This is a genomic window from Achromobacter sp. SIMBA_011 (genome assembly GCF_046535435.1).
Lineage (GTDB): Bacteria > Pseudomonadota > Gammaproteobacteria > Burkholderiales > Burkholderiaceae_B > Achromobacter > Achromobacter dolens.
Genome location: NZ_JAWRWN010000001.1, coordinates 1249427 through 1273598, shown reverse-complemented (window position 1 = coordinate 1273598; position 24172 = coordinate 1249427). Strand labels below are relative to the sequence as shown.

Annotated in this window: 18 protein-coding genes and 1 pseudogene; 8 read left to right on the top strand and 11 right to left on the bottom strand. The window is 60.2% G+C overall.

Annotated features, from left to right (window positions below; all coding sequences use genetic code 11):
- Nucleotides 1-99: 99 nt before the first annotated feature.
- Entirely contained in the window at nucleotides 100-621 is a 522-nt protein-coding gene (locus SB816_RS05900; protein ID WP_269872155.1) for a hypothetical protein, read from the bottom strand.
- A 165-nt stretch (nucleotides 622-786) separates the two neighbouring features.
- Nucleotides 787-1083, bottom strand: coding sequence for a hypothetical protein (locus SB816_RS05895; RefSeq protein ID WP_254603884.1), 297 nt, complete (start codon nucleotides 1081-1083; stop codon nucleotides 787-789).
- Between the two features lie 33 nt (nucleotides 1084-1116).
- On the opposite strand from SB816_RS05895, the gene SB816_RS05890 reads away from it, so the two are divergent.
- The 3 genes from SB816_RS05890 to SB816_RS05880 all read left to right on the top strand — a co-directional run bounded on the left by SB816_RS05890 (nucleotide 1117) and on the right by SB816_RS05880 (nucleotide 5224).
- Nucleotides 1117-1314 (top strand): hypothetical protein, encoded by a 198-nt coding sequence (locus SB816_RS05890; RefSeq protein ID WP_254603883.1) that lies wholly within the window; start codon nucleotides 1117-1119, stop codon nucleotides 1312-1314.
- Between the two features lie 458 nt (nucleotides 1315-1772).
- Nucleotides 1773-2855, top strand: coding sequence for a hypothetical protein (locus tag SB816_RS05885; protein WP_269872154.1), 1083 nt, complete (start codon nucleotides 1773-1775; stop codon nucleotides 2853-2855).
- 107 nt (nucleotides 2856-2962) lie between these two features.
- On the top strand, nucleotides 2963-5224 hold the full coding sequence (locus SB816_RS05880; RefSeq protein WP_269872153.1) for a hypothetical protein: 2262 nt from the start codon (nucleotides 2963-2965) through the stop codon (nucleotides 5222-5224).
- A gap of 78 nt (nucleotides 5225-5302) precedes the next feature.
- Here the strand turns inward: SB816_RS05880 and SB816_RS05875 are convergent, their stop codons facing one another.
- Nucleotides 5303-7894, bottom strand: a complete 2592-nt coding sequence (locus SB816_RS05875; RefSeq protein ID WP_410546615.1) for an autotransporter outer membrane beta-barrel domain-containing protein — start codon at nucleotides 7892-7894, stop codon at nucleotides 5303-5305.
- A 699-nt stretch (nucleotides 7895-8593) separates the two neighbouring features.
- Between SB816_RS05875 and SB816_RS05870 the strand changes: the two genes are divergently transcribed.
- Nucleotides 8594-11794, top strand: a complete 3201-nt coding sequence (locus tag SB816_RS05870) for an Ig-like domain-containing protein (protein ID WP_410546614.1) — start codon at nucleotides 8594-8596, stop codon at nucleotides 11792-11794.
- A 690-nt stretch (nucleotides 11795-12484) separates the two neighbouring features.
- Here SB816_RS05870 and SB816_RS05865 read toward each other — a convergent pair.
- Nucleotides 12485-13591 carry a hypothetical protein gene (locus SB816_RS05865; RefSeq protein WP_410546613.1) on the bottom strand — a complete coding sequence of 369 codons (1107 nt, stop codon included), beginning with the start codon at nucleotides 13589-13591 and terminating at the stop codon, nucleotides 12485-12487.
- Nucleotides 13592-13698: 107 nt separating this feature from the next.
- Nucleotides 13699-16851, bottom strand: coding sequence for a hypothetical protein (locus tag SB816_RS05860; protein ID WP_410546612.1), 3153 nt, complete (start codon nucleotides 16849-16851; stop codon nucleotides 13699-13701).
- 47 nt (nucleotides 16852-16898) lie between these two features.
- Between SB816_RS05860 and SB816_RS05855 the strand changes: the two genes are divergently transcribed.
- Entirely contained in the window at nucleotides 16899-17054 is a 156-nt protein-coding gene (locus SB816_RS05855) for a hypothetical protein (RefSeq protein ID WP_175189196.1), read from the top strand.
- Nucleotides 17055-17161: 107 nt separating this feature from the next.
- Here the strand turns inward: SB816_RS05855 and SB816_RS05850 are convergent.
- From SB816_RS05850 to SB816_RS05840, 3 genes and pseudogenes are all read right to left on the bottom strand, one after another.
- Nucleotides 17162-17299: pseudogene (locus tag SB816_RS05850) on the bottom strand (autotransporter outer membrane beta-barrel domain-containing protein); the annotation flags it as partial.
- A 234-nt stretch (nucleotides 17300-17533) separates the two neighbouring features.
- Complete coding sequence (locus SB816_RS05845; RefSeq protein WP_269872144.1) at nucleotides 17534-17665, bottom strand: hypothetical protein; 132 nt, start codon at nucleotides 17663-17665, stop codon at nucleotides 17534-17536.
- Nucleotides 17666-17871: 206 nt separating this feature from the next.
- On the bottom strand, nucleotides 17872-18141 hold the full coding sequence (locus SB816_RS05840) for a hypothetical protein (protein WP_410546611.1): 270 nt from the start codon (nucleotides 18139-18141) through the stop codon (nucleotides 17872-17874).
- Nucleotides 18142-18386: 245 nt separating this feature from the next.
- On the opposite strand from SB816_RS05840, the gene SB816_RS05835 reads away from it, so the two are divergent.
- Nucleotides 18387-18731 (top strand): hypothetical protein, encoded by a 345-nt coding sequence (locus SB816_RS05835; protein WP_144655498.1) that lies wholly within the window; start codon nucleotides 18387-18389, stop codon nucleotides 18729-18731.
- A 418-nt stretch (nucleotides 18732-19149) separates the two neighbouring features.
- Here SB816_RS05835 and SB816_RS05830 read toward each other — a convergent pair whose 3' ends face one another.
- From SB816_RS05830 to SB816_RS05820, 3 genes are all read right to left on the bottom strand, one after another.
- Entirely contained in the window at nucleotides 19150-19680 is a 531-nt protein-coding gene (locus SB816_RS05830; protein WP_144655499.1) for a DUF2514 family protein, read from the bottom strand.
- Nucleotides 19681-20230: 550 nt separating this feature from the next.
- Nucleotides 20231-20641, bottom strand: coding sequence for a hypothetical protein (locus tag SB816_RS05825; RefSeq protein ID WP_254603882.1), 411 nt, complete (start codon nucleotides 20639-20641; stop codon nucleotides 20231-20233).
- A gap of 408 nt (nucleotides 20642-21049) precedes the next feature.
- Nucleotides 21050-21568, bottom strand: a complete 519-nt coding sequence (locus tag SB816_RS05820; protein ID WP_410546610.1) for a helix-turn-helix domain-containing protein — start codon at nucleotides 21566-21568, stop codon at nucleotides 21050-21052.
- 260 nt (nucleotides 21569-21828) lie between these two features.
- Between SB816_RS05820 and SB816_RS05815 the strand changes: the two genes are divergently transcribed.
- A complete protein-coding gene (locus SB816_RS05815) occupies nucleotides 21829-22680 on the top strand; it encodes a helix-turn-helix domain-containing protein (protein WP_167517640.1) in 852 nt (283 codons plus the stop codon).
- 195 nt (nucleotides 22681-22875) lie between these two features.
- Nucleotides 22876-24018, top strand: coding sequence for a glycosyltransferase family 4 protein (locus tag SB816_RS05810; RefSeq protein ID WP_410546609.1), 1143 nt, complete (start codon nucleotides 22876-22878; stop codon nucleotides 24016-24018).
- Nucleotides 24019-24172 lie beyond the last annotated feature (154 nt).

Sequence of the window (24172 nt, the reverse complement as noted above, 5' to 3'; positions counted from 1 at the left end):
CCGTCCGGTTGACGCACCGGCCGAGCCATGACGCCGCCACGAAGCTCCCGTTCATAGTGAGCCCTATGCCCGCAAGCAGGGAACCAACTCGGGCGTTCACTACACGTCCTTGTCCGAACTCAGGTTATCCAGCAGCTCATCCAGCGAATTGAATTCGACAGTCTCAACGTCATCCTTCTCGTCAATGGAGACGTCTTCCAGTGTCAGATCCACGCAAAGCTGCGCACGCACCCAGCTATCGGGAAACTGCCGTGGCGCCATGAACGACAGCAACACCGCATCGGGCAAAACGGCCGCTGAATGCAGGCGCAGGTCATCGCGCAGATCCGTGGGCTCTTCCACCTCTGCGTCCCCGACGGCCTCTTCCACCTCCAGCGCAATGTCGTTGATCAGCCCCTTCCAGTGATCCGCCGACATCTCCAGAAAGCGCCGGGTATTGGCGATGAGGGTGTCGACACATATTTCTGGATTGTCGGCCAGCTCCGGATCGACATTCATATGGATATCGACGCCCGCCGCCTGAAACCGCACGCTGCCAACCACAAAGTCGTCGCGCGCCTGCACGTCTTGGAGAAGTTGGCTCGCCGCAATGACGTCGCGCAGATGAGAAATCTGTTCCATGGGACCATCCGTTGCATTGAAAAGGATAATGATAATAGGCGGTTGCTTGCGGGCCCGCCGCCGCGTCCGCGGCATGTATACCGGCGAGCCCCGAGGGCCCAGCCAGGTTCCAAGCCCATTCCGAAGTCATCGATTGATAGTTGAAACCCAGCTATCCGCAAACCATCAACCGCCATAGCATTGCGCGTAAGTAAAGTCGACCAGGCGCTTGTCTGAGGCATCCTGTGGCGTGGACGGCTCGACTTGGAAATGCCCGAACATATCGTCGTTGCAGATCCTCACGTCCTTGCGCTGCGTACCTTCCTGCAAAATGCAGGAACCGCCAAAACTGTGATTACCTCCGGCGACGCCAACCGGTAGATCAATCAGCCGGCTACAACCGATGATTCGGCCGTTTTGCTTCTGGTGCGTCAACGATTGGTTGAACGATTCAATGCGAGAGTTGGGATCACGAATCGGCACGACATTGACGCATTCGCCCGCGTCGACATCCGCGTGCCGCCCCTCACCTTCATCAACACCAAGCCGGAATTCGCCTGGCTGGTCACCTACATCGAAACGCTGTTCAGTTGCGAATTGTGGAAGCCGTCCACCGTGGCCACCATCGCCTTCGAATACTGCAAGCGCTTGACCTACTTCGCCCGCCTGACCGGCAGCCCGATTGTCGGCCTAGGGCTTGCCGCGGGTCGATGAGACGGCGACGGGGTATTTGTTGCTCGACCAGCAGACGCCGGAGCGGGTGGCTGGCGGCGCGCTGGCGCCGGTGTTCCGGGATGGGGTTTTGCTGGTGGAGCAAAGCCTGGCACAGATCCGGGAACGGTTGCAGGGGTCCTGGGTGTGCCCGGAGCCGGGGAGCATTGCTTGGGGTGCGCGCCCCCGCGCAGCGGAATAGATCAGCCCATTATCGGACCTCACGCCCAATATCCAATCGGCCATGCCCGCCGGGAATTCCGGAAATCCAATGCTCTAGCACGGCTCAATGGGGGCCGTTAGGATGTTCTCAGCGACTGAAGACGAGCGGTATTCAGCCGCCGCGGGCGGGGGTCCGCGAGCTCGGGACGGGCAACGGATCCTCATCTATTTGACGAGAAAGCCGAGCCGCCATCACCGGGCGCCGCATCGGCCAGCACAATTTTTCTTGGCCTTCACTCATGCCCTCCTCGATTGCACAGAAGCTTTCGCTCATCACCCCAAGCCCCGTCAATGTCAGTACGGCAGGCACCCCTATAGGATTCAAGGTAGTAAACCCCGCACAAGAGGCGTTGGCCAATATTGAAGTCAACTTTGTCATGGGCGGGCCTTCCCCCAGACCGGAAATCTCGGCCGACCGCAAAGTATGGAAAGAGTCCGGCGCCATCGCCAAAACGCAAGCAAATGGCGAGGTACTGGTATGGGTCCGAAGCGGCGCCAGTTCAGGGGAATTCCGACTCAGAGCCGAAATCGACGACTACGAACCGCCGGATCACCGCATCTTCGTGGAGCTCAAGGCGCAGCCGTCCATCACTGACGTGACGTTCGACCCTCAGCCGTCTCTGTCCACGTGGCAAGGCGAACCGTTTCCCCCTGCACCCGCGATCCACGTCAAGACCGTCCCTGACTCCAAGCTTGGGGTCACTTTGCGGCTAGCCGGCCCCGACAAGGCGCAAGGCGCTTCGGAAAACAATGCCCACTTCCTAACCGGCCCAAGGCAGGAGGCCACCGTGGTGTCGGGCGGGGAACTCCCTCCGGTCCAGGCCGGCAAGCGTATCGGAGAAGTGACGATAACGCCCTCGGCAGGCGGGCACACCGGCAAGCCGTTGACGTGGCATGTCCTGCCCGTGCCGGACCGGTTGACAAATGACTGGGGCACAACGCCCCGACACATATCCATCCGTGCCGCCCTGCGAGACGGGGTGGTTCTTCCCTTTCGATTGTCCGGGCACAAGACGCTAGGCGATTCAACTGGCGAACCCGACTCCATCGTGCCGGTCGGCCAATGGGCCATCCAGCTTAGCCTCGACGCCACGCCGCACGCAAAATTCAAAGAGGGTTCGACGGGTGGAGGCAACAGCTTGATTCTACGCACGGACGCCAGCGGAATCGCGAGCATCCCTGCAGGGGCTCTGCAGATCCAGGCGAGCGCCCGCAATCAGACCATCACGATCCACGCGGCATGGAGCAAGAATCCCACGAATGCCGGCCCCTGGGCTCCTTCCCCGCAAGACGGCGCTATCTCGATCTACTTTGACCCTTGACTTCGGAGCGAAGAGCAACCGCCCCTTCCCAGCACGCGCATCCCCCTCGAGCGGCGAAACGTCTTCTTCCCGCTGTCTTTGTCTTTTCTTCTGAAAAAGGACCTGTAATGGCATCAACATCAACCCCTCTGTCCGTAACATTGGCCGGCGAACAGCACGACCAAGCGGTGCCCGCTACCACGGCATACATCAGAAACCTTGTCGTGGCACAAGACGGTACGGTTTGGGCGGCAGACAGTGATATCAACGCGAATCTCGAGGCCAAGGTGTACCGCCAGGACGCCACAGGGAAAACCGTGGCCACCCTCACGCTGCCTCGCCCCGCGTTGGGCAAGCCTTCCACGGTCGCGGCGCCAAAGCCCTCCACCATCGTCCGGGGCCTCTATTTGGACCCGGCGAACACGCTATGGATCTCGGACTATACGTACGGCACTATCTACCGGTACAAAGTGGCAGCGGCGGCCGATGCAAACGCCGAGATCTATTACGAAACTCCCGTTTCCACCGCCACAACGGGTACCCGCGTGCAGTTCGGGGCGATCGCCTATCAGGGGCTCGGTAGCACCAAAGCGTATCTGTGGGTTCTGGATACCCTGGGCAATCTGGTCGCCTTTGATACAGAAAAGCCCAAGGGTACCCCGCCGGTCCTCACAATAAAAATCGGCAAGAAGGCTGATGCCCTGCAGTCATCCTTGGTATTCCATGAGGAGAAGAAGACCCTATGGATGACGGCCCAGGATAGCGCCTCGGGAAAGCAGCAACTCGTCGGCATCCCGGCGGCGACGCTACCTGCAGCGGCGCCCGCGAATATGAGGAGGATCGATCTGGCGGGCCAAACGCTTGCGCTCGATGGGAACATCTTGTACATCGGCGGAACAAATGGCGAACTGTGGCGAATGGACCTTGCAACCGAAAACGCCCAACCCGCCTTGATCGCGACGTTGAAGGCGGGGAGCGACCCCGTAAGCATATCGAGCATTGCGGTCGATAAATCGGGATACCTCTGGATCGTCGACGACCGTTACCCGGACGATGGACACATCTATGCGGTATTGCCGACCCCTGATACGACACCACCCGCCCACGTTCAGATAAATTACGCATTGAAGCAAGGCACCGTAAAAGCTGCCCCCGCCGTGGTCGCCTGGCACATTGACAGCGCCAGTAGTGTCGAGTCGCTCTATGTCAGCGACCAGGCCGGCAACGGCAGGGTTATCCGTATCAGCCCCTTGCCCCAAATTCCCCCAATCGATAAGGACGGCAAGCCCGCCTATACACTCAAATTCGACCCGGACAAGGGAACCGCCGACAAGGGCGCCGCGTTTGGCGCGACAGAGAAGCCAACGGCGGGTATCAAGCTCCACGCCAAAACCACCAAGGCTCCCGCCGCTGATATCGCGGCCACCGTTTCGCTGCAGGTTACGTCGAGAGACCCAGGCGTCCTGGTCGCTCTGGACGGTGAAGCGCAGCGCTCGACAACCGCCGACGCCACGAAGCCACTCGCCATCACAGATCTTAAGGCCGACGCAACGTCGGCGCTTGGCCACGCCAAACTTACGGCTATCGGCCGGGGCAGACCGGTTGCCACCGCGGTATATGACGGCGAAGTCGCGCCGGCGATCACTGCCATTACGTTCTCTGCCACCGGCAAGCGCATAACGCCGCAGTTGGAGGTGTTCTCGGGCGAGCCCGTCAATGTCGTTACCACTCCGGAGACCAAAGCGCCGGCAAAAGTCACCGTCACGGTCACCCTTGACGGCCCGAACAAGACGCCACAAGTTCAGGGAGACCGTGCGCATTTTGATCTCGAGCCTCACTATTCCACCAACGTTGTCGTAGGAGCAGGCGCGACGTCAATGGGACTCATCCAGGCCGGCAAGCTGGCCGGCGATCTGACGCTTACGCCTTCGGTTCCGGGCCACAAAGGCACGCCCATGACGTGGACAGTCATTCCCGTCCCCACGCATATGAAGCTCCCGACCACCGGCACCAATCTGTCGAGACGTCACCCCGAGGTGACGCTCGCAACGTCCAAATTCCAGTTGTTCGGACGCGAACGGTACGGAGATCTCAACAGCGACGAAAAGCCCGTTCCCAAATGGAAACTGAGATTGACGATTACTGACACGTCGATCGCAAAATTCAAGGGCCCAAAAATGTCGAATAACGGTGCGACGTTTATTTCCGAAACCGGAGAAGACGGATCCGTGATGCTCACGCGCGATGACCTGGTATTCGAGCGCAGAACGCCTGGCAAGGACCAATTGGAGATCAGCGTGCGCTGGAAAACCACCTACGCCGGCCCGGACAATTGGCAAGAACCCCCTGCGGGCCAACCGAGTAGCACGACATTCGAACTTCAAAGCTAGCGCCAACAGCCCGACGCGAAGCAAGTATCTCGCGCCGGGCATTTCACACGCGGCGCCCCCCGGCGCCGCGGTAATGCGCTACCACTGATAGCGCAATCCTGCGTTCAGAAGGAAAGGCTGCGACAGCTTTCTGCCATTCGCATAGGCGTAGTCCAGATGCGCGCTGAGATGCTTGCCAATCTGCAGCGCAGTGCCCAGCCCCAGCTCCACCCGCGACCCCGACAAATCCGCGTTGAAGGAGTGATCGTTGATCGATATATCGTTACTCTTGACGAACTCGTGAACCACCGCGACACGTACGTAAGGCTCGACAACGTCACCATTGGCGCTGCGGAAGGCCCTGCCGACCTGCGTCCCAATGGCCGCCTGGACGGAGTCCATGCTGTCCCCCTTGGCATCCATGCCGTTGTTCAAGCTGAACCGGGATCCCTGCATATGCAAGGCGGACAACTGCCCATACGGCTGGACAAACCATCGATTGTCGAAATCGAACCGACGTCCGCCTTCGAGCGAAACCCCCACACCGTTCGTATTGAAAGAGCCATCGGCGCTGCCACCGTTGCTCGTGCTGGCGCGGGCCTTGCTGATATATCGATTCGCGTTCACCAAGCCATGCAGGTAGTATCCATTGCGGCCCATCCACGTGGCATAGGCGCCGATAGAGTACGCGTCCACCGTGCCCTTGGCGCCCGCTTTGTCGTCAAGCTTCGATTCGCTGTAATTGAACAAGGCACCGAAATAGGTCTTGCCTCCCAGGAAGTCGACCGCCTTGTCGGCGCCCACCGCCACGCCAGACTGGTTCTGCTGGAAGCGGGCCCCCGAGGCGCTCTTGATCTTGTATTCGGTACCGTACGGACGCACCCAGACGCCGCCCCTGTCCTGCTCGAACCCCAGTTCGCCAAAGCGTTCCCGCACCGTCATCAGTTGCCCATACCATATCGTGGGCGCAACACCCATGATGTTGACGACGCTGTTGGTATAAGGGGTCGTCTGACCGGTCGGCTGAAGCTCCCAATTATTCCCGTTCTGCGGGTTCTGCCCAAGCCTGTACTGGTACACGCCCTGGTTGACCACCCCGTCCGGGTTGTCGAGCGAAAACTTCGCTCCTCCTCCGCCGGTTTCGACCAGCGTCAGCGGCTTGGCGTCGCCGCCGCCCGGCTCGCGGCCCGAATCGGCGACCCGCACTTGGTAACTGCCGGTCGCCTGGTTCTTCACGATCAGCTTGTCGCCCACCGGCGCGGCGGGCTGGCTCAGATCCGTGCCGAACCGAAACATCCCTCCGCCACTCAAGTCGTTCACCGTCAGTGTATGGAACGCGCCGCCCGCGCCGCCACCGAGGTCAACCGTGCCGCCATTCATGGCCAACGTCGACACGGTCGAACTGCCACCGAGCGCGAAGACGCCGCCGGATCTCACGTCCATCCTGGTCACGCCCTGCGTAGCCCCCTGCCAGACGGCCCCCCGGTCAAGCGTGATTCGGCTGATACCCCCGTTGTTGATGGCGTCGCCTCGGACGTTCGCGTCCGCGACCCTGAGGTCGATCTGCCCCCCCGCATCGGTCTGCAACGCGACACCGTTCGCCCCGGTTAGTGTCGACTTCTGTCCTTGGACAAGCATGTTGGCCATTGCGCCCTTGCCCACCACCCACACCGCGGGGCCCTCCCCCGCCGTCACCGTGGTATCCGTCAGTACGACAGTGGAGGTCGCGGGCATCAAGTCTTTGGCATAGAACGGGTCCACGTTAAAAACGACCCCATACTTTCCGCCCTTGATCGAAGAGTCCAGCACCCCGATCTCAACATTCCCATTCACCGCCTGACTGAGCAATCCAGCGCTCTTTGGGCCCTCGCCAATCACGGCTACGTTTGACAGCGATACGACAGTTCTAAAGCGGGGATCGCCCGCCGCGCCATCGTTAAGCGCAAAGACACCCGCATTGTTCACGCCGCCAAAGTCATCCACCTTGACACCACTGGCCTTCAAGGTCCCGCCATTGACCTGCACCACCGAATTCGTCTGCGCATACAGGCCGCTTATGCCGCCCGTCGAGGACACGTCATTCATTGTGAGGAATGATGCCTGCGCGCCCCCCCCTCTTACCTTGATTGCACTGTCTTCCGCATCGATCGTGGAACCGTTCATCAGCAACGAGGAAGCGCCGGTCAGAATGACGCCGACCTGAGCCCCACTGCCGTGGATCCGCGTCCTGGCAGTTGTCGTCGCGGTCGAGGTGCCTTGCACCGAAAGCACAGACCCATAACTGCCCTCATTCAAGAACACGTTATCGAGGGCCAACGTGTTGTTCGCATTGGTGTGCACGCCGAGCCGGATCGTGACCTGGTCCCGCGCGTTTACGCCGATGTTTGCGTCGGCATCGCCATGCAGCGCGACCATCCCTTTCAGGCTTGCCCCCGAACCGATGTTGATCTGGCCGCCTCTTACGACCGCGGACGCCGCTCCATCCGAACCGAACACACCGCTGCTCAAATTGACGGTGCCGCCCGTTTGTTCAATCCAGTTGTTTTCATGGCCCGCTCCGGAAAAGTCGTGAGTGCCATTGGCGATAGCCACGGGATCGGCAAGTGCCGGCCCGGAAGCGGTGCAGAATACCGCAGCGACGGCAGTCGCTACGACGGATGGCCGAAAGCCGATGAGTTCACGTTTTGACATGCTGAATTCCCAAGAGATCGCCAGCGGTTGGCTTTTGCGACAGGCGCAGCAATGCGACGTCGCGATGAAACACGCGGCCCCCTGGCTTTCCTGAATTTTTGGCGGTGACGGGCCAATCGAATGGTGATTGGAACCCTGCTTCTACTGAACGTCGACCTGGGCGACGCCACGCCATCGATCTCGGATAACCGCGGGGGCCTTATGTGAGGATCGCGGTGAAGGTACCCGCCATTCTCTTGCCAATCACTCAGAAAAAACTCAGAACTTGTTAAGCCACGTGTCGCCACGAGCAAAACAACAATCGATTTTTGACACTAAGGTGCGATTCCGTGAATTCTGGTCGTCGTTCGCGAGAGCGACTGCGGGGTGCGCCCATGCGCATCCGTATGACTGTTAAAACAGCCTCTGCACAATCCAATTCCGGCGGGGCGTTGCTCTAATAGGATTGAGGACCGCGGCAGCGCTCTTCCGGAAATAGCCTGCCCTATCCGACCCCACGCGGGTAGCGCTAGGATGTCCATGGCTTCTCATGTTGCGAATGCGGACGGGTGTGGAAGCCAAGGGTCAACAACGACGCATGTCTTCACACATGCACTGACACTTGACCAAGTTCCCACCGTGCTGGCTCGGCTAGCCCCCCCCTGCCCATAAAGCTATCCCCTCTGACAGCCAACCCTTTTCCCCACTGGAGATTCTCATATGCCCGTTAAGATCTCAGGCCCCGCCCCCGTCCGCGCCACCACGTCAAAAAATCTTGTAAGAGACGGACGCTTCTTGGAGGTTGAAAAGTATTGGCGGGACCTGACGGAAGGCAATGCCGCCGCTATCCGCCTCTTCTCGCAGAAAGCGTACCCTGACCCTGGCCATCATTGGTCCAACATCTGGGACGTTGATGGCGACACACCCACGGCGCGGGCAGTCCACGACATTGAGCTTCTCGGCAAAGGGTGGTTCGAGTATGCCGCGGCACATCGGGAGTGGACGGGATATCCCATTGGATGGCCTCCCGTAGAGTCTGGAGACCGCGGCTTTGCCATCAATACAAATGGCTGGGGCTACGGGGAACTAGGACAGGACGTCGACCTCCCCATTGCAGGAATGGTCAATCTTAACTTTCTGAGCGTCAGGGACAACATCCATAATTGCGGAACGCTCGGTGCCTCTTTCGACGTCGAATTGCGCCCGCAGGGCGTTACCGGCGGCGAGTCACTGGTTGCAACGTTCTTCGATACCGCGCACGGGGATTGGATGCGGCGTAGTCACGACTTCAACATCGAGAAGCCGGGCAAATATCGCTTGATCATGAAAGGGGTCCCCAATGACCCTATCAGCCCGATCTGCGGTTCGTTCGTTGCGGACATCGTGCTGGCGTATCGACACAAGCTCAAGGCGCTTGGGATCCAAGCCCCGATAAAGGGTAGCGGCGACAACCTTACCCTGGAGGCAAACGCCAACGGGTATTTCCCTTCGTTCAAGTTCTTCCTTTTTGATGTTATCTCCGGCACCCTGCTGCGCCACTTTCCCGTGACCTTTGAGATCAAGCAGCCGGCGGCCTCGGGCAGCCACTTTGAACATCAAAGCGATAGTCATTTGCTTCAAGTGGAATCTGATACAGAGGCAAATGTCGTCATGCCGGCAACGACCCTGCGCGCCGGCTCGCCCCCCGCGAGCGCCGCATCCGACGAGCTTCTCGTCAAGGCGGACGGCCAAGTCATTGCCACCATCAAACTGGTTGTGAAGCAAGCCTCGCTGCCCGACCATCAGGGAGAGGCGGAAACGGTGCTCAAGGCCCGCTTCGCCTACCTCAGCGGCGACGCGCAGAGCGCGGCGAGCCAGACGCGCTTTCGTCACGCTCTGTCGGTGGACGTTCGCGATGCCAAAGGCGGCAGGGCAACCAAAGGACACGTGACCTTCAAGGTGGTCAATTCGGACAACGGGGCCGCGGGCTATCTCACCGAATCGGAGGATGGTAGCTGGACCACCATTTCCCTTGAAAAGCGTACGCAATTGGACGTCCCGGTCAACGACGGACGCGCCAAAGTCTGGCTATGGGGACAAAATAGCTCAGCGCATCCCGGACATTTGAAGATCGAAGCCCACGTGCAAGGAAAACTGGAGCCGACGGTCGCTTTTCATGAGAATGTGTGGCCCACCCAGACGGCGCTGACCTTGAGCAAGGAACAGGGCGACGGCCAAACCGTGTACCAAGGCGAGCTGCCCGCCCCCCTGCGGATCCGCGCGGTTCGCGCGGACAATACATCCGTCGGCGCCGATGGCGAATGGCTACATTGGACGATCGATACGCCAAGCCTGATGCAATTCGAGCCGGTCCCGTCAGGAGCAAGTATTGAGTGGGAAAACGGGGAGTCCGTCTGGACGCGCACGGATCCCGATGGACACGCTTCCGCCCCGCGTATCCACGTGACGGCCGGGTCGGTGGGCACCGCCATAGTTAGCGTGGCGTCGCCCGTCGCGCAAACCGCTGTATTCACCCTGAACCTGAAGCTGAACGAACCAAGGGTCAGGTACCACCTGGTCCGAGTGGACCAAGAATCAGAAATCGCCGTCAATACCGAAACGGATGTCAGCGTGAAAGTAATGGACAACGCAGGCAAGGGCGTGCCGAACGTCCATGTGCGGGCAGCCGTGGAAAGCAGGAGCAATCTGGCGAATGCCACGATTACGCCCACCGCGCCCGCGTCGGTGGTAACCAACCAGGAGGGGGTTGCGACATTCAAAGTTGTCGCGCGCAAAAGCGGCACTTTCGCCTTGAAATTCGAAACCGACAAAGCGCAGTTTATAGTGCTGTACCTGTTCGCCACGGGACATTTGGTCACGAGCACCCTGACGGTAACCCTTGGAAGACAGCTCACGCTCCTTCCCGGGCAACCGACCGCGGATCATCCGGTCAGCATTCACCTGAGCCCTCCCGATGACGGAATCCCTTTGGTGAATTTCAAGGTCTCGCCCCAGCGAAATGATGGACTTTACGTCTGGCAGGACGGAACATGGGTGCGCGAAGGGAATTTGCCTTTTCACGACAGCGTCGCCTATCTTGGCAAGCTTCGGATCGGAGCGGCCTCGCCCCCCAACCCGGCCGAATTCAAGATCCGCTTTACGATTCCCGGGCATGAATCCACCCTGCATGATGAAGCGACCATCAAGGTGGGTGGATTGGCCTACGTGCAGCTACACCCAGCCACCAGTAGCGACACAAATCGCCTGAAGGTCGATTCCGATTCCGAAATCGGGAACGATCCGTCCATGTATGTTCAGGTATATACGGATTCCGGGCACAACAGCGCCGCTGCCAACGCCCAAGTAAAATTCCTGATCGACATTGAGGCGCCCAATCACACCTCCGACGAGGTCGCCTTCACCGAAGGCTCGAAAACCGAGCACGTGGGCACCTCAAGAGCGGACGGAAAGTGCCCGCTGCCAGCGATCAAGATAGCGCGCAATTTCACAGGCGACTTTCGCGTGTCGGTGTACGCAGGCACCTCGTCGACCGCCGACGGCGTGTTCTATTTTCAGGCGCTTACAGCTTCCCCGCCTCAGGTCATCAGGTTCGACCCGGACGAAACGCTCAAGACGCTACATCCCAAAGTCTATGATGAGGATCGGGAGGCGGGCCGCGTGCAGGTCTACACGGATGCCCGATCGACGGTTCCCGCCCACTCGGGGACAGTCAACTTCGCAATAAACGCCAGCAGCACCGCCACCGCCAGATTCGCCGGGAAGGACGGGGCCTACGATCAACAACAATCCAGCTCCCGGATCAACGCTAAAGGTTGGGCGAAGGTACCCCCCCTGAAGGTGAAACAGGAAGGCACCTTGATCATAGACGCCACGATCGGCGTCCTATCGACGAGTCACACGTTCACGGTGAAGGACGATTAATCCCCGCGGACACTGCCTAGCCTCCACGGGCGCCCCGCGCCCGTGGAGGGTTTCAGCGCCTTCCTGAACGCCTGCTTCACGCATCACCATGCGTACTTCACGCCCATCCGCCCGACATACGGATGATATGTCCTGCGTGCCCCCACTGCCGAAAGCTGACCCATCCGGTCCAACCCTTCGTGAAGTCGGTATGGACGTTCACCTTCAATTCCTATCGGCCCTTGGGATACAGCCCGCCGGCTGCACATCCAGCCGGCACAGCGCCCCGCGCTCGATACTGCGGCGCCAGCCTTGCCGAGACATCGATGCCTAACGAGGACCTGACCATCCAGACGTATCAAAGGTGACTAGATTGCCCTGTGTGTCCGGAACCCACAGATACGCTTTGCCATTGAGCGGCCGCTAGGCGATCGCCGCGAATTGCACGCGCGTACCCGTTGCGGCGGTGGCAGCGGGAGCTCTTCGTAATACATCTCGGCGTTTACATCGGCCGCCGTTTTCCCAGAGGCGTCGTAGCGATATACCTTGGCTCGAGATTCGCCTCGATATCACTTTCTACCCCCTAAGCAGTACCTCCGGTTGTTACCAGGATGTTCCTGGTGTATGCCTGGAGTGGGCACTGTTTGTCTTGCAGTTCGCTGGCTAATGTTACGGACAGAGGGGTTGATGTTGACGCTCTTCGCTCCGAAGTCAAGGGTCAAAGTAGATCGAGATAGCGCCGTCTTGCGGGAAAGGAGCCCAGGGGCCGGCATTCGTGGGATTCTTGCTCCATGCCGCCCGGATCGTGATGGTCTGATTGCGGGCGCTCGCCTGGATCTGCAGGGCCCCTGCAGGGATGCTCGCGATTCCGCTGGCGTCCGTGCGTAGAATCAAGCTGTTGCCTCCACCCGTCGAACCGTCCTTGAATTTTGCGTGCGGCGTGGCGTCGAGGCTAAGCTGGATGGCCCATTGGCCGACCGGTACGATGGAGTCGGGTTCGCCAGTTGAATCGCCTAGCGTCTTGTGCCCGGACAATCGAAAGGGAAGAACCACCCCTTCTCGCACGGCGGCACGCATGGACATGTGTCGGGGCGTTGTGCCCCAGTCATTTGTCAACCGGTCCGGCACGGGCAGCACATGCCACGTCAACGGCTTGCCGGTGTGCCCGCCCGCCGAGGGCGTTATCGTGACCTCTCCGATACGCTTGCCGGCCTGGATCGGAGGGAGTTCCCTGCCCGACACCACGGTGGCTTCCTGGCGTGGGCCGGTAAGGAAGTGGGCATTGTTTTCCGAAGCGCCTTGCGCCTTGTCGGGGCCGGCTAGCCGCAAAGTGACCCCAAGCTTGGAGTCAGGGACGGTCTTGACGTGGATCGCGGCCGCGTGTGTGAATGCTTCGCCCTGCCAGGTGGTCAATGACGTTTTCGGTGCAAATTCAACCTCGACAACGGATCCCTTCGCGACAAGCGATGCGTGGACTTTGTGGAAGGGCGCCTTTGCATCGCCGATAGCGCCACTGACCTGGAATTTCCCGGCGCTGGAGCGACTGCGTATGTAAAACCAGGCCAGGCCGCTCGCATCTGTCCTCTTGTCCGCGCCGCTGCTCCACTGTTGACCGTCGGCCGACAGTTGGGGCGACGCATCTTCAGGGAAGCCAGCCCCCGCGGGCGTCACGATGTCCGCGGACACGAGCACGCCGAGAAGGCCGCCCGGATTGTTTAACCGGGTAACGGCGAATCCGATTCGGTCATCGCCTTTCGCGGATATGGTATCCAGCGCGCGCGGAACGACCGCAATGGCGAGATCATCGGGATCGGGCATGATTTGTCGCTTCCAGAATGTCGGTGATATGCATAGGGTTCTTTCAAATTCGGTGTCGCGCAAACAAAGGGGGCTCTCGTTTTTCGAGCCCCCCTCACAGCCTTGCGTCAAGCAACGGTGATAGCCAGGGTCTGATCCACGCTGGTACCCACGACGGTCGCGTTCAGCGTCAGGCTCCCTGCATGCCCGGTCCTGATCGCCGGGATTTGAGCCTCTCCAGACGAATCCAGGGAAACCACCTTTCGAACAATGGCCTTGCCACCGCTCGGAAACTTACCGCCCTCCTCCTGAAAGGTTGCGCCCTTTGTCTCGCCTGTCAGCGAGAATGCCACCTGTCCCGATCGCACGGGATGTTGCTTGCCGGCATCCGAATAGACCTTCACGGAGCCGATGACCCCAACCGCGTAAGGGTGCGACGGTTTCAGCTTTGTGCGCGCGTCCTCGAACTCGAGCAAGGTCGCTGCGGCAGCCTGTTTCACGCCAAAGTACAAATTGGCCAACGTTGTGCCCGCCCCCTCATTCGACACAGCAATATTGAAGGCCCCCACAAACCCGTTCTTGACCTTGAAGGCAGGCACAAAGCACTGACCGTTCGGGTCCGTTATGCCCGTGGCGCTCAGACTCCCGTCCTTGAAGGCCACCGCGTCGGGCGAGGCACCTGATGGCTCTGTGACAACAATGAAAAAATGCAGCCGGGCATTCGGTGCCAGAATCGTCTTCTTCGTATCCCTGTAGGCGATCACCCGAACGTTCGGGTCATTGTCAATACTGGTCCCCGAATCGATCTCGTAGGGATGGTCGCTGCTCGTCCCCTGCGGATAGACCTCCAGGGCCGCAGCCCCCTCGCCCACCCTGACCTGGAATGTCACGGGATGGATAGCATGCTCCTGCCCGGGGACCGAGAACTGGATCTGGTACTGTGAAGTCTCGCTTACGCCGACCCGCAGCGCCGTGATAGTCGTCCTTCCGTCCACCATCGGCAACTTCCCGTTGGAATTCCAGTTCCCGCTCTCGTCCTTGAGCAGCAGGCCATCATCGTCTGCCGGCGTGATCGCATAGGCAATGCTGTCGACATCATCATCCGCCGGATCCAGCACGACCGTGATCAGATTTGCGCTCTTTGTCTCGTGGTCACGTGAAACCATCAATGGCTGCTGTGTGAGAACGGTCAAGGTCTCTCGCACTACGTGACTCGTCGCCGTCAACAGCAACCTTCTAACGTGTGCCTTTTCCGCGGACAACAGCACCGTCGTCGCCCCGGAGTGACCGGCGGTAAACCCAAACGAAACTTGCCCTGCGCTATTGGTGATTTGGTGCTGCCGCAATGGATGGATTTGCGCCGGGTTACCGTCTTCTCCCAGGACTTCTGCGTCCACTCGCACACCGCTTACAGGCTGATTTGTGATCGAATCCCTGACCGTTATCGTGCGATGTTGCACCGTATGAAGCGGAAGCGCATCGTTTTCCCCGACGCCGATGGTGTACTGTATCGCCGGGTCCAGGAACAAGGTAAAGCTGGTCTCGGCCGCCAAGGGTGTTGACGCCCTGACGTGGCCGGTGCCCTTGTCGCTGCCGATGCGTTCCAACGCGGGCGCTCGCGCAATCCCGTCGGGGTCAGTTCTGGTCCAGATCGTGTGTGCGCTTTCCTGGTAGAAAATGGCGCCCGGTTCCAACGGTTTGAAACGCAGTACGGTGGCATCCATGATCTCCCATCGGATCCACTCATTGGAAATTCCTCGTGAAGTACTCTCCATGACGAGCTTGGCTCTCAGGCCAGTAACGGGAGCGCCGGGCGTCACATGCTGGCGATCTCCCCCCACGCGGAGAATCAGGAAACTTGCGTTCTGTGACCACACGCTTTCGTGGAAAATAACGCTGCGACTGCTCTTTCCCTTCACCTTCGCAGCGACAGCGATCGGCCCCGCGGAATCGGCCCCCGAAAACTCGCCGATCAGCCAGGCCTGCGCGTTGCCGTCCCTTACCGGCACGTCGACCTCGGTCTGCGAGGCGGAATTCCACTCAAGGTTCTCGCTTGCCGAAACATAGCTCCGAACCTGGCCATTCGTGCTGGAGGCGGAGAAGGTGACCTGCCCACTGGTCGCCCGCTGATGGCCAGAATCGAATACGGAAACGCGAAGCGCGCGCGAGAAGCGTCGTCTGCTCGCCGCGGTCTGCATGTCCCCGCTTAGATAAGGGGATGCATAGATATCGACGGATTCCGCCACACCGGATATTGGCGCCCTCTCCAAGACTTCCAGACTCACCCTGCCGATTTCTTCCCCATCAATGACAACGACAAGCTCGCCGGTCTTGTCCGCCTTCGGCCCAGCCTTCAACTGATGCCCAGGCAGGAAGAAAAAACCGTCGCTGTTCGTGCGATCGCTGAATTTCGTCTGATCGGCGCCTTCGAAATGCAAGCCGCTCTGGGCGGGATCGCGAAGCTCGACTGTGACAAGATGGTTCCGCAGCACGCCAAAGCCAGAGCCAACGGCAAAGAGAAATGTGAGAGGACGGAAGTGTTGGTCCGCTCGCGCCTTCACCTTCCAATGCGGCGCCGGTCCCTCTGCGCCTTCTACGTTCAAGAGCTTGGGCTTGGCCCTGGGACACAAAAAAATATCCGTAATGAAAGGGGCGCACTGCGGAGGATTGTTCCCTTGCGGCACGCCACGGAACCTCAGCCAATAATTTCCGGCCTGGGGAACCTGAAAGTCGACGCTGTAGCGTTGCCAATGACCGTCCGTGGACGACGGGTTGTTCTTGTCCTGACGCCGGAATTGGAGCTTTTGGCTGGTGGCTCGCCCCCCGTCCTGTTCCAGGATCACCTCCAGCTCGGCCTCATGGGTCAATGAGCCGAGCCAGTTATTCCGGACGCCAAGAAAATTGACGTTTACCGCCCCCTGGGGCAGATGCACTTTCTTGGCCAGGGACATCTCGCCGAGCGTCGTGATCATCATGGCATAGTGGATTCTGTTTCCCTGAGGATCTTGCGGCCACCCAATGCGGTAATACACGCCCCCATGATCGTCGACCGGGCCAAACCAATGCTGGCCCAGCAATTCAATGACGCTCGAGGAAGAACCGGTTACCGCCCAGTCATCCGACCAGCGCGTCGTGCGGTAGATGTACGCTACGTCATCAGCATCCGCATAGCTCCGCTGCAGCGAAACCACCTTTTCGAATTGCGGGTCTGGAACCAGATTTCTCGCGCGATCAAGAATGGGTTGAGGATTGCCGCCATTCTCGGCAGTCATTTCAGGCATGTTCAGGACCTCCACGAGGGAACAGGGAACAGGGAACAGGAGCTAGCATGGACTACCGCGACACACCGATGGCACGACACACGGCAGGCGGCGACGTCTGCGCACTTCGCCGCCTCGCCTCGCGCTCAGCGGGCTACGGCAACATCGAGGCGGGAGTCAAACGCTTCAGGGAAATCCTATCCGAAGAAAAAGCTCCTAAATAGTTCTTGTTATTTCCGGAGTGCCACGTGGCGCGGTGCCGGCAAATGCGATTAATGCGGTCCGGAAATCGGCTGCATGGAAAGGACCTGCTCGCGTGCCGGGCTTTCCCCTATTTGCGGTTCAGATGCGCACTGAGGTGCTTGCCGATCTGAAGGGTGGTACCCAGGCCCAACTCGACGCGCGATCCGGAGAGATTCGCGTTGAACGAGTGATCGTTGATGCTGATGTCGTTGCTCTTGACGAATTCGTGGACGACAGCCCTGCATCACACCAAGTGATGCAGCGCGTCCGAATTAACTGCCGCCCCCCCCCCACGGCAGCGACGAAGCCCGCAGCGGTGATACATCAGGGTTCAATTGCAATAGACGCCTGGCCTTCAGAACCACACACAACGCGCGCGGCCCTTACGTCCCAGTTGCTAACTGCACAGCCGTACCGAAGAGGTCGCCGTAAAGTTACTCAGCAGTGTGGATAACAATCCTCACCTGCGGCAGACAAACACCGCAAGCGCCAGCATGCCGGCCAGGGTCCCACCCAACGCCATTGCGGCGCGCATGGCCCGAGGCGTACCCATACAGGCCAGCGCGACAATGAACCCGATCAGCACCATCAACAGGAGCGCCAGGGACAAGAGTCGCCAACGCGTTCGCAGCATGCCGGAGGGACCAGAATCAGTGATGGCAATAGGCGAAAGGCGCATGGCGGCACGGGCACGCACGCCGCCCCCGGACGCAGGGCATCAAGCCATGGCCGGCAGCCTGCCTATTTGCCCGCATGGCCGAACGTTAAACCATGGCGCCTCCTACCAACCCGCGGAGCTTACTTCCTGGCGTCGGTGTGCGGCTTGCCTGCGGCAGTGGCAGGCTTACGCTGATGCTGCTCCGTCGGCTGCACTTGGCGCTGACGATCAGACTTGGTGCTCTGGGCTCCCGCTTGTTGAGGCTGCTTGCCAGCGTGGGCAGGTGCCTTGGCGGATTGATGGTTTCCGGGCGTCGCGCCCGTTACCGGATGAACGTCCGCGGCATAAGCGCCGCAGCTCGCGGCGAGTGCCCCCGAAAATGCCAGGCCCGTCATGATTTTTCGAAACATGTTATTTCCTTCAATAGATGCAGACGTTCTGCGGTTTTCCACTCGAAAAAGTGGCGCAGCAATCGTAGAAGGATCGCCCCTCGCATGGGTGGCAAAACACGCCGCGGCGAGAAGTTTCGGTGCCTTTTTGTCAAATCCATGGATTAATCATTCACTCAGAAATCTCGTGCGGTTAAGCTGACCAACTGTTATCAATCCGGCCGCGAACCCTTACTGCGGCGGCTCTATACCGGGAGCACACGATCATGAAACATCGCTACGCAAAAATATGCCGTGCCTTTCTGGTTTCAGCGGTCCTTGCGTTGCCTGTGGTACAGGGATGCGCAACCGAGCAGAACCCGCGGGTTGACGCGGCTGTCGACGACCAGCCGTTCCAGGCCTGGCTCAATGGGCTCGTCAGTCAGATTGACGCCAACCCGCGGTACCAGCGCCTGCCGCTCGATACGACGGACAGCCGGGAGGCGTTTCTGGTCCTGCTACACGACACGTACCACCATCGCGTCTCGAAAGAGGAATTCTCCCAGCGCGTCAACAGCCAATTTCCTGGCCACCAATACGAAACTTCATTCATCGTTTCGCGGCTACCCTAGTCACCCACAGGCACTCAGAATGTTCTCAAGAGCACTCCGCCCCTTCCAGAATATGCTCACGTACGAGCCCTTCAGTCGGGGTACTCCAGCGGTCGCCGGTTAGCGCGGCGACGAGTCTGGACGTGATACTTGAGCGTTATTTACCCTGCTTCATGGGAGCGCGGGAGTATCCCGACTAGAGGGCTTGGCCGAGCTACGGGTTAGCGCCGTGGCACTGAGCGATGCGTGCGAGGGAGCAAAAAACACTGCTTTATGTGGACGGCCAGCCCTCGCCTTCCTTCACTACCGAGCAAGCCTCCGCGCTGAAGAAAAAGAAAGGCATGGCGCCAGAACCTCGGCGCCATGCCTACCTCGATAATTGCCTGTCCCGTGCGACTCCCGCGCGACGGCAGAGGCGTTTCTCTCGGTGTTTGGGCGGCTACTTCCCCCTGATCTCGCTATACGTTCGCTCGCACGCTAACCCGGCGACTCGACGCCGGTCAGCTTCGCTCGCGTAGACTTCCGCCATTCGATCAAGTTCGCCAAACAACTCGGCGAACAGGCCGATGGGGTCGGCGGCTGACGCGCCGACGCCGGCAGAGTGGGAATGGCCGCAGCGACCGGCTTGGCGCCTGGCAAAGAGGACGGCCTGCTGGCGCAGGCGCTCATCAGCAGCAGCGCGCTCAGCAGCCAACACGCGCGCAAGATTCTCATCCGCTTCATTCCTGATTTCATTCACCACCTCGTATCGGCGTTCCGTTTGCATGCGGGCTTCGTCTTGGGCAGTGGCCAGCACGTGGCTCGCCACCGCACGCTCGTCGGCCCATCGTCTTTCGAGTTGTGCGACTTGACTCTCGGCGCGCCATCCGCGGACATTCCACGCAAAACCTGCCGCCAGCGACGCCACCAGCAGCGGAACCAGGATCCCCCTGCCGCTGAACATACTCAACCATCCTGATACCGCGCTCATGGGGTCACCTCGCCCACGAGCGCGGCTGCCTGAGCGTGATACCCGCGCCACTTTTGCCGCAGCGAGGCTCGTTGAGCCTGGCTCCCGCGCGCGTAGGCGCCAGGGCGCCAGGTTCGCAAATAGAGGGCCCAGGCCTGCGGCTCGTCATCGATCGAAGGCAAAGCCTGAGGGTCGGTCCACAGCAAAAGCCGGGCCACCCCGGCCGCGAGCACATCGTCACGCTCCAAGGTCTCGTGTACTACGCCAGGATCCATCTTCACTCGCCGCTCAGGGCACAGTTGCCGTAGCCATCGCCTGCTCGCTGGATGCATCCACACGCCCCATACGCCTCCGAGGCTGGCGCTCGTTCCTCTTTCGAACTGCCAGAGGCCACGTGCCGGCCCCTTGAGGCCGGGCTTGCCCGAGACGAGTTGGAATCGATGTCTCAAACCGCTCTCCTGCAGGCCGATAGCGAGCAGCATGACGCGAGCGCCCGCTGTGTCCATGTCTGGGGGCAGCAGTCGCAACGCCGGCATGATTGCGGTATGCAGTACTGACTGAAGCGGCATACTCACTCCTTATCCTTGGCGCCGCCCAGGAGCGGCAGCCTCGCGCGGAGTTCATCCAGCCAGGGAAGCAGGCCGATCTTCCGAATGCGAGCGACCCACCGCATGTACCCACCCAGCATCCACCAGGCTGGCAACCCCGCCAGCAGCATGCAGGGGGCTATGACATAGAGCTTTGCCAGGAATTCGTCTTCCGTACTGCCGTGGTCCGCCAACCAGACCAACGCGTCGGTCAACGCGGGAAACCACGCCAGCGCGGCCGCGGCCAGGGCGGGGCCGAAGGCAAACGAGCACACCAGCGTGGATGCTGTGCGCATCATCAACTCGGCGCGACTACGGGGCGGCAGGACTACCAGGCCTAAAAGCGCGGCCAACGCGGCACATATTGCGTAAGTGGTGACGATCTTCAATGCCATTGAAGATGCCGCCGTCATGACGGGTTGCATTGTCAGATTCCTATGAGTTTGCCGGCGCGAACCAGACTGCGGCGAGGCAGACTGGCCGCAACGACCGGCTTGTTTGCTCTTAGGACGGGAGGGACTTGGCGCCGGCAAATTCTAGCCATGGCTAGTTTTTGCGTCAACTTTCCAGCGCCGGCGAGCCGGCACCAAGCCCTTGCCACTCAGGCCAGACTGCTCAGCCTCTCAAGAATTTCGCCTGTCAGGATATGGCATGCCAGCAACAACGGCATGAGGTCACAAGGCTCGGCGGTCAGGCTATGGCGAAACCGCCCCTCGCTCAGGATATCGACGCAAGCGCGCGCCCTGACCTCTTCGCCGGCGTGAATAAGGCCGCAAGCACACTTGGGACACTGCGGCGCCCCCTCACTTTTTCCCCGAAGCCCGTCGCCTCCTGATGCGATCAGCGTCAACTTTGTCGTCACGTTCAATCTCCTTGCTAAAATGGTGACGCAACGCTTCAGACGTTCGCTTCAAGCCCTGGCGGAGTTGTTGAATCGACTCAGCCGGCACACTGCCTGCGGTAGAGGCGGAAGACCGGGACGCACGCTCCCCACTCTCTTGCACCAGAAACGCAAGATAGCTTTCGAGATGCGCGCGCGCCTCAGCCGAAAGGAGTTCGAATTGCTCCAGAGTCACTTGCCTGAAGGGCCAGGCCAGCGACCCGCCCCTCTCTCGCTTGCCCACACCCGCACCAAGCCAGGCCTCGGAAACATTCAGCAGGCGCGCCACGATGACCAGGTTCTCGCCCCGGAGATTCTTGGTGCGCCCGCCCACCCAGTTGGCCACGGATGAACTTTTGGCCCCCGTGGCTCGGACCAGATCTGCTTGATTTTTTTTTGCCGCGGCCATGGCCTCGCGGATCCGCTCAGAGAGAGTGCTCATAGACGCACACTAGTCGCTGCAAATCTAGCCATGGCTACATTTCTATCAGACTGACCGACGGGAACAATTCCGGCCCATCCAGGGCTCGGCCATATTAAGGCGCACTCCGCCAGCAACAAAATGTACCAAGCCCGCCAGGTTTCACAATGGCTGCCCAGCCTATATATTGTTTTATCGATTTCACATTGTCGCGCCCTCGAAGGCCGCTGCGCGCCTGGCCCGCCGTATCAGCCAGCAATAGCAACAACAAGGGGAAGGACATGATTCTTGAGAGCATTCCCGAGGCATGGGGACCCAAGTTGGAGTTGGGCGATGCCGCGATCGCCACGACAAAGACAGGGCCCAACACCATCCGCTTTACTGCTCCTGCGCATTACTTCCTGGTGCTCTTCACGCCGCAACCGCATCGACAGATTGCCCTCAATTCCGACCGCGCGACGCTAGGCCTCGCGCCCACCGGCTCCGTCGAAGTTATCCCGCGCCAGCACGAACTCCTTGCTCGCTGGGCGGTTGCCAAAGAGAACCTGCTGATGGGCTTGAGCGACGAGCGTCTGCGGCGTCTCGCAGGCATGGAACTTGGCGACGACCAAGTCCGTTGGCAGCCACCGAAGCTCGGCAGCGTGGACCGACGCGCGCTATGCATCGCCCGCCATATCCGCGACGAGATAGAAAACGACGATCCCGGCAAGACGGAATCCCTGAACGCCTGGATCACGCTGCTGGGCGCGCACATGCTGAGAACCTATTCACACCTGACTCAAAGGAGTCTTCATCCGCACGCCGCGAAACTCAGCCCCCGCGCGCATCAACGCATCGAGGAATTCATTCGCGCCCATCTGGATCAGAACATCAACCTGGAAAGCCTGGCCACGATCGCCAATCTGTCGCCCAGCCATTTCTCGCGCGCGTTCCGCCAGGTTTTTGGGCTGCCGCCACATCAATACATCATCAAGCTTCGACTGGAGCGCGCTCGCCAACTGTCCTTGTGGAGTACCCTGCCCTTCGGGGAGATTGCGCGGTTGACGGGCTTTTCCAACAACAGCCACATGACCATGACCATGCGGCGCGCCTGGGGCATCACCCCCTCGGAAATCCGTCGAAAAGAGAGCTGAAGGCACGAAAAATTAGCAAAAAACTGTGCCTCCTGCCGCAAACCCCGCATTCATTCCGGGAATCGAACCTCGTCTCATCTGAACAGTGATATCAATGTCGAGCTCTTGTGAAGAACGTCTCTAACCGGAGTGGCAATGTTGCGGTCCTGTCTGGCCGCGGCGCGACAGTCACTCGCTCGACACAGATGAAGGTTCATGCGCGTTCTGCATACTTTTTCCGGGCTAAATCTCGGAGGCCTGGAGTTTCGCATCCTCGACCAATTGGCCTGGCTTCAGGCTCATGGTCATACCGCGGTCTTCGCGGGCCCATCCAGGAGCGAAACCCTGGCGCTGGCTCGTCAGCGCGGGCTACCAACGTTGGAAATTGATTTTGACTCGCCCTACTCCGTCTCAACGATACGCCGGCTGCGAACGGCAGTACGTCAAATGGGCATTCACGTCATTGATTCCCACGGAGCGAAAGACGGCCAGGCCAGCGCGCTATGCCGCGATCTCTGCACGCTCGTCAGGACGTGGCATTTCGCGCGAAAGCCAAGCACATCATGGCGCCGCCGATTGGAGTGGCGGCTGGGATGCCATCGTGTCATCGCCACCAGCCGAAGCGGCGCGGGCAACATCGTGGCAGCGGGGTTTGCGCCCAGGCGCCGTGTCAGTGTCGTAGGCGAATGGGCGGCCCCCGGATTCTTCGCAAGTGAGCAACGGGAAGCGCGCCGCCACGCGATAAGACGCACGCTCGCGCTGGCCCCCCGCTCGTTCGTCGTAGCGACGGTCGGGATGCTCAGGCCGGAAAAGGGGCAGGCGGAGCTCGTAAGGGTCGTTCATCTGCTGCTTCAGCGCGGTATTCCGGCCGTGGCGCTGGTGGTCGGAAAGCCGACCCAACGCACGCTGGCATACGAACAAGCCGTACGCGATCTTGCCGTGCAGCTCGAAATCGAAAAAAGCGTCATATTTACCGGCCATCGCGAAGATATCGGGGATGTGCTTCAAGCCGTGGATGCCGTTCTCGTCCCGTCCTCTTGCGAAGCGTGGTCGCGCATCATTCCGGAGGCGTTTGCCTCGCGCTGCCCCGTCGTCGCGAGCGACGTGGGCGGCATACCGGAAATCGTTCAACCCCGCGAGACCGGCTGGCTATGCGGGGCCGGTGATACGGCTGGCTTCGCCGACCGTATTGCGGATATTTGGGCCAATCCGCACATAGCGGACCAAATCACAGATCGTGCAAGAAAGTACGCCGAACACCATTTTTCGATCTCCGTGAAGATGTCGCAGACGTTGGAGGCCTACGAGACCGCCCTGACGGCATCTCGTTCCGGCAGGTCCATCGCGCTAGCAGACTGAACAAGCCAGGGCTGAAGGCACATGCCTGATCAGATAATTCTTAAGCGATGAGTACAGTTTCATCACTATGCTTGAGCGCCAAACCCTCATTCCGGAACGCGTCCAAGGACGTCGACTGGGGCCGCGGCAAGCCGCTGATCCCGGTCCGCACCAG

Bases quoted from the DNA above. Each gene is read 5' to 3' on its own strand.
- SB816_RS05900 (WP_269872155.1), bottom strand. From the start codon at position 621: ATGGAACAGATTTCTCATCTGCGCGACGTCATTGCGGCGAGCCAACTT.
- SB816_RS05885 (WP_269872154.1), top strand. From the start codon at position 1,773: ATGCCCTCCTCGATTGCACAGAAGCTTTCGCTCATCACCCCAAGCCCC.
- SB816_RS05880 (WP_269872153.1), top strand. From the start codon at position 2,963: ATGGCATCAACATCAACCCCTCTGTCCGTAACATTGGCCGGCGAACAG.
- SB816_RS05875 (WP_410546615.1), bottom strand. From the start codon at position 7,894: ATGTCAAAACGTGAACTCATCGGCTTTCGGCCATCCGTCGTAGCGACT.
- SB816_RS05870 (WP_410546614.1), top strand. From the start codon at position 8,594: ATGCCCGTTAAGATCTCAGGCCCCGCCCCCGTCCGCGCCACCACGTCA.
- SB816_RS05865 (WP_410546613.1), bottom strand. From the start codon at position 13,591: ATGCCCGATCCCGATGATCTCGCCATTGCGGTCGTTCCGCGCGCGCTG.
- SB816_RS05860 (WP_410546612.1), bottom strand. From the start codon at position 16,851: ATGCCTGAAATGACTGCCGAGAATGGCGGCAATCCTCAACCCATTCTT.
- SB816_RS05855 (WP_175189196.1), top strand. From the start codon at position 16,899: ATGGACTACCGCGACACACCGATGGCACGACACACGGCAGGCGGCGAC.
- SB816_RS05840 (WP_410546611.1), bottom strand. From the start codon at position 18,141: ATGTTTCGAAAAATCATGACGGGCCTGGCATTTTCGGGGGCACTCGCC.
- SB816_RS05835 (WP_144655498.1), top strand. From the start codon at position 18,387: ATGAAACATCGCTACGCAAAAATATGCCGTGCCTTTCTGGTTTCAGCG.
- SB816_RS05830 (WP_144655499.1), bottom strand. From the start codon at position 19,680: ATGAGCGCGGTATCAGGATGGTTGAGTATGTTCAGCGGCAGGGGGATC.
- SB816_RS05825 (WP_254603882.1), bottom strand. From the start codon at position 20,641: ATGGCATTGAAGATCGTCACCACTTACGCAATATGTGCCGCGTTGGCC.
- SB816_RS05820 (WP_410546610.1), bottom strand. From the start codon at position 21,568: ATGAGCACTCTCTCTGAGCGGATCCGCGAGGCCATGGCCGCGGCAAAA.
- SB816_RS05815 (WP_167517640.1), top strand. From the start codon at position 21,829: ATGATTCTTGAGAGCATTCCCGAGGCATGGGGACCCAAGTTGGAGTTG.
- SB816_RS05810 (WP_410546609.1), top strand. From the start codon at position 22,876: ATGCGCGTTCTGCATACTTTTTCCGGGCTAAATCTCGGAGGCCTGGAG.